This is a genomic window from Martelella sp. (assembly GCF_984369615.1).
On sequence record NZ_CFHTCS010000199.1, the window covers coordinates 1 to 8245 of the forward strand.

The window sequence follows — 8245 nt, forward strand, 5'->3', positions numbered from 1 at the left end:
ATATCGTCGCAAGCGAAACGTCCTTGACCACCGAGCGCAACACGAAGGCGTTGAGGCCCATGGGCGGCGTGATGTAGCTGACCTCGGTGACGATCACGACATAAATGCCGAACCAGATCAGATCAAAGCCGTATTGGGCGACGATCGGATAGAAGATCGGCACGGTCAGCGTAATCATCGACAGGCCTTCCAGCATGCAGCCGAGCACGAGGTAAATCAGGGTGATCATCAGGATCACGCCCCACGGATTGTCGCCGAAACCCGTCAGAATGGTCTGCATGTCGCTCGTCATGCCGGAGAGATTGACATAATTGGCGAATGTCAGCGCGCCGAACAGGATGAAATTCATCATCGCTGTGGTCTTGGCCGTGTCGTAAAGCGTCGAAAGAGCTTCCTGAAGTCTCATCCGGCGACGCAGTACCACCAGAAGGAAGGCGCCCGCCGCTCCCATTCCCGCGCTTTCGGTCGGCGTGAACACGCCGAGATAAATACCGCCCATGACGAAGATGAACAGCGCCAGCGCGCCCGAGACGCCCTTCAGCGCACGGATCCTGTCGATCAGCGGCAGTTTGGGTTCGACCGGCACCTCGACGCGACCCGCCTTCATCGACATCCAGACCGCCGCCACATAGAGACAGACGCCGAGAATACCGGGCACGATGCCGGCGATGAACAGTTTTCCGATGTCCTGCTGGGTCATCAACCCGTAGAACATCAGGATCACGGAGGGCGGGATCAGAATGCCGAGCGTGCCGCCGGCAGCGATCGAGGCCGTCGACAACCCGTCGGGATAGCCGAAGCGGCGCATCGAGGGCATGGAGATCTTGGCCATGGTCGAGGCCGTGGCAAGCGAGGAGCCGCAGACCGAGGAAAAACCGCCGCAGGCGAGGATCGTCGCGATCGCCAGACCGCCGCGGCGGTGCCTCAGCCAGGCATAGGCGGCGTCATAAAGATCATGGGCAACGCCCGACTGCACGACGAAATTGCCCATCATCAGAAACAGCGGCAGGATCGACAGCGAGTAGCTGCGGCTGTTGTCGAAAAAGGTCTGGCCGAGCAGGGCGAAAGACGGCTCCCAGCCGATGATCGTCGCGGTTCCGACAATGCCGATGGCCGTCAGCGCCAGCGAAATCGGCAACCCGGCCAGAAGCAGGCCGAACAGCACGAGCATTCCGATTTCCCAATGCTCCATCACGAACCTCTCCGTGCGGCATAACCCGCCATCGCCAGCATGATGCAGGCGGAAAGGCCGGTGAGAATGCCTGCCAGATAGGCAAGCGGCGCCACCGGCAGGTGCAGCGAAACGGTGACCCCGCCATAACCCGCGATCTGGTCGCCCATCAGCCAGAGCCGCCAGGCCACGACAGCCATGATGGCGGCGGAGAGAAGCGCGATCGCCGGCACGCGGATGCGCTCGATGCCGCCGTTCAGCCGGTCGGTGAGGAAATCCACCGTTACGTGATCGCGATCGAGCGTCGCGGCAGGCAGACCGATGAAGATGACTGCGGAGAGCAGCAGTTCGGTCATCTCCGTTGCCCCCGCAAGCGGCGCGTTGAAGATATAACGCCCGACGACGTCGATGACGGTCAGCACCATCATCACGCAGAGAAACACGGCGCTGATCCAGGCAATGATTTTCTTGACGAGGCCGGACATGGGGGAGGCGGCCGCAAGGCCGCCTCCCTCTTCATCCGTGCCGGGGACATGGAAGCCCTTCATTGCGCGGACTCCGCTTCGACTTTGGCGATTTCCGCCTTGAGCATTTCGTAGGCCGCCTGACCGTCAACGCCCGTGGCGGAAACCACGGCGATCTGGTTGTCGATGATCGGCTGCAGCTTTTCGCGCAGCGCCGTCATGTCCGTTTCGCCGGCTTCGTGGATCCGGACCTTGCCTTCCATGGCGGCGCGGCCCCTGGCGTCGGCCTCGTTCCACATTTCGCCGGCCTTGCGCGACAGCGGCTCGCCGATGATCGTGCTGATCGCGGCCTGGTCTTCCGGCGGCAGGCTGTCCCATTTTCCCTGGTTCATGACGACGAACATGGCGGTGTTGTAAATGCCGCCCGGCACGGCATAGCCATAGTCAACGAGGTCGATCAGCTTGAAGAAATTGACGGATTCGTAGGGGAAGAAGATACCGTCCGCGACGCCCTGGCTGAGCAGTTCGTAGGATTTCGAGGACGGGCCCTCGACCGGCACGCCGCCAAGCGAGGTCACGATGTCTTTCGCCACGACGCCGCCGATACGGATCTTCTGGCCCTCGATATCGTCGACGTTTTCGATCGGCTTCGAGGAGAACATTTCGCCCGGCCCATGGGTGTAGATCGCCATGACCTTCACGCCATCATATTCGCCGGCTGAGGCGAGATATTTCTCGTAGACGCGCCAGAACGCGACCGATGTCGCCACCGCGTCATCGCTGAGGAACGGCATTTCGCCGATGGCCGCGGTCTTGAAGCGTCCCGGCGTGTAGCCCTGCACGGAGTAGGTGATATCGGCCACGCCGTTCTTGGCGAGGTCGAAGGCGGCGGCCGGCGGGCCGAGCGGGGCCGGCAGGATTTTCACCTTGACCCGGCCTTCCGTGACCCGTTCGATATCGGCGGCCATCGGCACGATGAAGTTGGCAACCTGCGGATGGGTGGCCGGCACCCAGCTCGAGAGCGTCAGAACGGTTTCGGCCTTGACCGTTCCGGCAAACATCATTACGCCGACACTGGCGGCGGACAGAACACGAAAAATTACGTTCATTTTACTTTATTCCCCTTTTTTGGTTGAAGTGAAGAGTGCATACGAACGTCTGCCAGCGCATCCGACGGGACCGGGCGCCCGCGGACAGTTTGAATAACCGACAGACGAAACCGAGACCGTGGCGTGAACGCGAAACAGACGAATCCGCATTTCAAGAGAAACTGGCCGTTTTACTGGGTCAGCCGCGTGAACGCGCGCTATGTGCAGGTTCTTGAAAAACGACTGAAGCCGATCGGCATCGACGTGCCGCGCTGGCGCGTGCTGATGTCGCTTTACGAAGATACCTATCTCTCGATTTCCGAAATCGCGGAATTTTCCACCATGCGGCTGAACACCACGACCAAGGTCGTTCAGCGCATGATCAGCGATGGCCTTGTCACCACGCGCGTGCGCCCGAGTGACGCGCGCGTCACGGAAGCCTGCCTGACGGCGGAAGGCGACCGCCTTCGCGCGCTGGCACTGGCGGAGGCCCGGCAGGTCTTCGACATCAGCTTTCAGGATGTGAGCGACGAGGAGATGACCGCGCTCAACGCCATCCTGGAAAAGGTCTTCGGCCAGCTCAACCGTCTGTGACGCGCCGTCTGTTCTCATTTGGGCGCGCCCGCATGAAGGTGATGGAAATGGCGGCCGAACCAGATCAGCCCCTCTGCGCCCAGTGCGTGGAGACGGACGGTTTCGACTTCGCATGTCATAACCGAGTGTGAGCCAACCGGGCGGACATCGACGATCCGGCAGTCAAAGGCGACTTCGGCATCCTCCAGCACCGGCGCGCCGGTCTTGAGTTTGATCCAGTTATTCCCGGCAAAGCGATCGCCCTGAAACCTGCCGCCGAAGCGGGAGGTCAGTTCCTGATGCCGGCCGGCGAGCACATTGACCGCCAGCACGCCATTCTCGACGAACAGGTCGTGGCATCGGATTTTCCGGTTGACGCAGACAATCAGCGTGGGCGGCGTGTCTGTCACGGAAACGACGGCGGAGGCCGTCATGCCGTGCCGGCCGGCAACGCCGTCCGACGTCAGCAGCGTCACCGCCGCGCCCAGCCGGCTCATGCCCTCGCGGAACGCCAGCGCCTGTTCGTCCGGTGCATCAAAAGCCATTGTCATTCTCCCTAGATATCCAGAACGAGCCTGGAGGTGCAGGCGCGCGAACAGCAGGCGCAGATCATCGTGCCCTCCTCGCGCTCTTCATCGGTCAGAAACTTGTCGCGGTGATCGGGCGTGCCCTCCAGAACGTCGGTGACGCAGGTGCCGCAGACCCCTTCCTCGCATTTGACCTCGATCTTGACGCCGGCGCGCGCCAGCGCCTTGGCAATCGTGTCTTCCGGTCCGATCGTGACCGTGACCCCGGAAAGCCGGGCCTCGACTTCAAACGTGTCGCCGGAGGCATCGATATCGGCGGAAAAATACTCCCGGTGCACAGTGCCGCCGTCATGGCCATTCGCCTCGGCGTAGCCGATCAGCCAGTCCATGAAACCTTCGGGACCACAAACGTAGAGATGCGTGTTCTTGCCGGGCGGCGGCAGATCGCGGGCGGGATCGAGCCTCTGCGCGTCATCGCCGTCGTCGAAATGGAAGACCACGCTTTCGGCCCAAGGCGCCTGTTCGATCACTGTCCGAAATGCCGTGCGGTCCCGCGACCGCGTGCAGTAGTGCAGCGTGAAATCGCGACCGAGCGCGTGAAGACGCTGCGCCATCGCCAGCATCGGCGTGACCCCGATGCCGCCGCCGAACAGCACCGTCGTTTCGGCGTCTTCTGCAAGCGGGAAATGGTTGCGCGGGCCCTCGACCTCAAAACGCGCACCCGGCACGGCGAGGCGGTGCACAGCCGACGAGCCGCCGCGCGTTTTGGGATCGAGCAAAACGCCGATCTCGTAAAACCCGGTCTCGGCTGGATCGGAGCAAAGCGAATACTGCCGCCACAGATCGAGCGCGCCGTCGCGCAAATGAAGGTCGAGATGCGCGCCCGCCTCAAATTTCGGCAGCGCCGCGCCCTCCGGATCCACCAGCCGCAAGCGCACGATATTGCCCGGCTCCTCGATCCGTTCGGCTATCTTCAAAGTGAGCGTTTGTTCTTCCATGATAAACCTCACCGCATGTAGATGCCGCCATTGACGTCCCAGCAGGCGCCATTGACGAAGCCGGCCTTCGGGCCGGCCAGAAGCGCCGCGAGTTCGGCGACGAACACCGGATCGCCGAGTTCGCCGACCGGAATGTTGGCGAGCGCCGCGGCCATCTTGTCCGGCGTGATCACCGAGCGCACCATCGGCGTATCCATCGGCCCCGGCGCGATGGCGTTGCAGGTCACGCCGAAGGGCGCGAGATCGCGGGCGAAGACCTTGGTGAGCGTCAGGATCGCGCCCTTGGACGCCGCGTAATGCGCGCCCGTGGCCGTGCCGCCGTTCTGGCCTGCGAGCGAGGCCAGATTGACGATCCGGCCATAGCCGCGCGCCTTGAAATGACGGCCGAATATCTGGCTGCCGGCAAAGACCCCGCCGGCATTGGTGGCGAGGATGGCGTTGAACTCCGCGGGATCGATCTCCAGCACCGGCTTGACGGCGGTGCGGGCCGCATTGTTGACGAGCACCTCGACCGAGCCCCAGCGCTCGATGCATTTGTCGAGCACGGACTGGAAGTCTTCCGGCCTGTTGACGTCAAGCGTTGCCGTCACCGCCGTCTCGCCGGCGAGATCGAGCGCGGAGGCGAGCGCCGTGGCGGGCTCCGGATCGACATCGGAAATGACGACCCGGAAGCCCGCGCGATGCAGCGCGCGGACGATCTCGGCGCCCAGACCGCGCGCGCCGCCGGTGACCACCGCAGTCTGGATCTTTTCAGGCAGGGGCGCGGCCATCAGAACAGATAGCTGAACGAATTCAGCATCCCGTCGGAGTTGAGAAGGCGGACGATCTTGGCGTCGATCCTGAAGCTGTCGCCATCGGCCACAAGCCGGTGGGTGACATTGCCGGCCCACACGCGCTGACGGCCGAACTTGTCCTCGATCAGGTGTTCGGCACTTTCGACCGTGACTTCATCGCCCTCGACCCTGGTGATCACGAAGCGAGACACGGTGCGGACTGTTTCGGCCGGCGGCGCCGAGGAAATCGCGAAACCCCTTTGAAAACGCCCGACGCGGTCGCGCCGCATCTTGGCGTTGTCATGGCAGAGGTTCACGGCGTTGTCGAAATCCTCGGTGTCGCCGATCGGCAGAGTGTACATGCCGTCGTCGGTCCACAGATCGAGCCAGGAATCGTAGTCCTTGGCATCGAGCAGTGCCGCCTCATTCCAGATAAAGGCGCTGACCTTCTGCAGCAGCGCCAGATCGTTGGTTGCTTTGGTCGCGGTCATACCGACATCATCCTCTTCCACATCTTGTAGGCGGCGCGCATGCCGGTTTCGGCGCTGATATGCCCGCGCGGGCCCAACTCGCCCGGCTCCTCATCGACGATGCCCCGGTTGACCAGGATCGGCAGATCCTCGCCGCCCTTGGTGCCGCGCTGGACGCGCTCCCACACTTCCGCATCATCGGGAGAGCCGAAGCCCATCGGACCCTGGAAATGCTCATGCAGACGGATGCGCGCTCGGTTCGCGGCCGCCGGTCCGCCTTCCATCCCGATAGCGATATGGCGGATGTCCGTGCGATCGACCGCAACCGGCGTCAGCACCCGGAAGAAGGCGAGCGAGAAGGAGACATTGGGGAACAGGTTGAGGTTGAAGCCCGCGCCGCCGACGGCGCGCACGATCTTGCGCACCTGATCCTCCGGATAGCCCTCGCCGCGCAGTTCCTCAGCAAGGCCTTCAAACCGCTCGGGGATCGGCTGATCGAGATTGGCATCGAGATCCTCGAGTTCCGGGATCATCATCATCACCGAATGACCGTTGCCGAGATCCTCGACCCAGCCCTTGCCCTTGTCGAGGAAGTCAAACATGTCTTCCGTCGCGCCATCGAGCGTCTGCATGAAGCTCTTGTGGACCACTGGGAAGTGATAGGCGTCTGTGGTGTTTTCGAGTTGGACCTTCCAGTTCATCGGAACCGTGAACTGATGTTCGCCCAGCACCTTCACCGGAAAGCCGCCGCCCTGCTTCATGAACAGGTCGATATAGCGGCAGACCTTCGGACCGAGGAAATCGGTCAGCGGCTCGATATCCTCGTTGAAGGTGGCGAACACCATGCCCTGATAGCTTTCGGTGCGCAGGCGCTTGAGACCGTGCTGCTCCTTGCTGAAGTCGTCGCCATACTGCTCGGGATAGGGAAGCGCCCGCAGCGAGCCGTCAAGGCCATAGCCCCAGCCGTGATAGGGACACTGGAAGGACGAGGTCTTGCCCTTCTTGACCTCGCAGACTGTCGCCGCGCGGTGGCGGCAGCGGTTGACCATGACATGCAGAACGCCCTTGCGGTCGCGCGCCACGATTACTGGCTCAAGGCCGACATTCGAGAGCTTGAACGAGCCCTTGTCGGGCACTTCGCTTTCATGGGCGACCCAGACCCAGGTGCGGTGGAAGATGCGTTCCATCTCTTCCTTGAAAAGGTCGGGGTCCTCGTACATCGACGTGGCCACCTTCGCGTCAGGCGAGTAAAGCGCGTCGAGGTCGCTGAATTTCGGCATTGTCTGCGGCGATGCGTAAGACATGGATGCTCCTCTCAAAGGCTCAGAGTTCGGGAATCGTCAGCGCCCGGCCCATCCGGGCCTCGACGCGCATGTATTTCCAGAGACGGTGGTCATCGTCATCGACGACGATGGTGCGCAGGAAGTTGCAGGCGGCGATGACCGACTGGCGGTCGGGAAAATCGCACAGCATGTACCAGGTCCACGGAAAGGACTGGGATGTGCCCACCTGGGTCTGGTCATCATCGAGCGTGCCGATGACCTCCACGCCTTCGAGTTTCGATATGCTGGCCATCAGGGTCTGCGTGCCTTTCCAGACGGGCCCGATCCCGGAAAACGGCAGATCGAAGAAGGCCGGCTGCATGGCAAAGCACAGCAGTGTGCGGATCGGTGTCGGTTCTGACATCGGGTGGTCCTTTCAGAAATGGAAACTCACGGATAACCGGGCGGCGTCGGCTGTTCGAACAGCGCCGCGCCCGCCGCCTGATTGCTGCCGGTATTGATGAAGGCGTGCTGGGCGACACAGGCCGCGTCGATCATCGCCCGGCCGAGCGGATGGCCGGTGGCCATGGCGTTCGACCCGCCGAGCGTGAAGGCGATGCGCGCGGCTTCCGCGCCGTCCTGAGCGGCCCGCGAGGCGGCATGGCGCAGGCGGATCTGCGTGGTCGGGTCGACCTCGCCATTTTCCTGCATCTGCCGCCATCCCTCCTCGATCGTGTCGTAGAAGGCGGCGCGCGCGCCGCCGAGAAGCCCTTCGGCGCGGGCGAAATCGATCTGGACATAGGCGCGGGCGGCCGGGCTTGGCGCGCCGGTGATCGAAGCGCGGTTGAGCGCATCCTGTTTCACCCAGTCGAGCGCGCCGCGGGCGGCGCCAAGCGCTACGACCGGCAGAACCTGGGCG

At 62.9% G+C, this 8245-nt stretch carries 11 protein-coding genes; 1 reads left to right on the forward strand and 10 read right to left on the reverse strand.

The features are described from left to right. The 3 genes from AC5DC2_RS15205 to AC5DC2_RS15215 all read right to left on the reverse strand — a co-directional run. A partial coding sequence (locus AC5DC2_RS15205) for a TRAP transporter large permease (protein ID WP_491699085.1) occupies positions 1-1192 on the reverse strand: 1192 nt, incomplete at its 3' end. After that, on the reverse strand, positions 1192-1719 hold the full coding sequence (locus AC5DC2_RS15210; protein WP_082781129.1) for a TRAP transporter small permease: 528 nt from the start codon (positions 1717-1719) through the stop codon (positions 1192-1194). The genes AC5DC2_RS15205 and AC5DC2_RS15210, both read right to left, overlap by 1 nt. Further along, positions 1716-2744, reverse strand: coding sequence for a TRAP transporter substrate-binding protein (locus tag AC5DC2_RS15215; protein WP_024709326.1), 1029 nt, complete (start codon positions 2742-2744; stop codon positions 1716-1718). The genes AC5DC2_RS15210 and AC5DC2_RS15215 overlap by 4 nt, the downstream gene beginning before the upstream one ends. Before the next feature lie 123 nt (positions 2745-2867). Here AC5DC2_RS15215 and AC5DC2_RS15220 point away from each other — a divergent pair, with 123 nt between their 5' ends. Next, on the forward strand, positions 2868-3317 hold the full coding sequence (locus AC5DC2_RS15220; RefSeq protein WP_491699086.1) for a MarR family winged helix-turn-helix transcriptional regulator: 450 nt from the start codon (positions 2868-2870) through the stop codon (positions 3315-3317). Between the two features lie 14 nt (positions 3318-3331). Here AC5DC2_RS15220 and AC5DC2_RS15225 read toward each other — a convergent pair whose 3' ends face one another. The 7 genes from AC5DC2_RS15225 to AC5DC2_RS15255 form a co-directional block, all read right to left on the reverse strand. Further along, on the reverse strand, positions 3332-3841 hold the full coding sequence (locus AC5DC2_RS15225; protein ID WP_491699087.1) for a flavin reductase family protein: 510 nt from the start codon (positions 3839-3841) through the stop codon (positions 3332-3334). Between the two features lie 11 nt (positions 3842-3852). Beyond that, positions 3853-4821, reverse strand: coding sequence for a PDR/VanB family oxidoreductase (locus AC5DC2_RS15230; protein ID WP_491699088.1), 969 nt, complete (start codon positions 4819-4821; stop codon positions 3853-3855). A gap of 8 nt (positions 4822-4829) precedes the next feature. Beyond that, entirely contained in the window at positions 4830-5591 is a 762-nt protein-coding gene (locus tag AC5DC2_RS15235; RefSeq protein ID WP_491699089.1) for an SDR family NAD(P)-dependent oxidoreductase, read from the reverse strand. Further along, positions 5591-6085, reverse strand: coding sequence for an aromatic-ring-hydroxylating dioxygenase subunit beta (locus AC5DC2_RS15240; protein ID WP_491699090.1), 495 nt, complete (start codon positions 6083-6085; stop codon positions 5591-5593). The genes AC5DC2_RS15235 and AC5DC2_RS15240 overlap by 1 nt, the downstream gene beginning before the upstream one ends. Further along, positions 6082-7368: an aromatic ring-hydroxylating dioxygenase subunit alpha gene (locus AC5DC2_RS15245; protein WP_491699091.1), complete on the reverse strand. Its 1287-nt coding sequence runs from the start codon at positions 7366-7368 to the stop codon at positions 6082-6084. Before AC5DC2_RS15245 ends, AC5DC2_RS15240 begins: the two co-directional genes overlap by 4 nt. 19 nt (positions 7369-7387) lie before the next feature. Then, positions 7388-7750, reverse strand: coding sequence for a hypothetical protein (locus AC5DC2_RS15250; RefSeq protein ID WP_024709333.1), 363 nt, complete (start codon positions 7748-7750; stop codon positions 7388-7390). 26 nt (positions 7751-7776) lie between these two features. Continuing rightward, positions 7777-8245, reverse strand: a 469-nt coding sequence (locus tag AC5DC2_RS15255; protein ID WP_491699092.1) for an acyl-CoA dehydrogenase family protein, incomplete at its 5' end; no start/stop codon positions are given.

Bases quoted from the DNA above. Each gene is read 5' to 3' on its own strand.
- AC5DC2_RS15225 (WP_491699087.1), bottom strand. From the start codon at position 3,841: ATGGCTTTTGATGCACCGGACGAACAGGCGCTGGCGTTCCGCGAGGGC.
- AC5DC2_RS15210 (WP_082781129.1), bottom strand. From the start codon at position 1,719: ATGAAGGGCTTCCATGTCCCCGGCACGGATGAAGAGGGAGGCGGCCTT.
- AC5DC2_RS15245 (WP_491699091.1), bottom strand. From the start codon at position 7,368: ATGTCTTACGCATCGCCGCAGACAATGCCGAAATTCAGCGACCTCGAC.
- AC5DC2_RS15250 (WP_024709333.1), bottom strand. From the start codon at position 7,750: ATGTCAGAACCGACACCGATCCGCACACTGCTGTGCTTTGCCATGCAG.
- AC5DC2_RS15230 (WP_491699088.1), bottom strand. From the start codon at position 4,821: ATGGAAGAACAAACGCTCACTTTGAAGATAGCCGAACGGATCGAGGAG.
- AC5DC2_RS15240 (WP_491699090.1), bottom strand. From the start codon at position 6,085: ATGACCGCGACCAAAGCAACCAACGATCTGGCGCTGCTGCAGAAGGTC.
- AC5DC2_RS15235 (WP_491699089.1), bottom strand. From the start codon at position 5,591: ATGGCCGCGCCCCTGCCTGAAAAGATCCAGACTGCGGTGGTCACCGGC.
- AC5DC2_RS15215 (WP_024709326.1), bottom strand. From the start codon at position 2,744: ATGAACGTAATTTTTCGTGTTCTGTCCGCCGCCAGTGTCGGCGTAATG.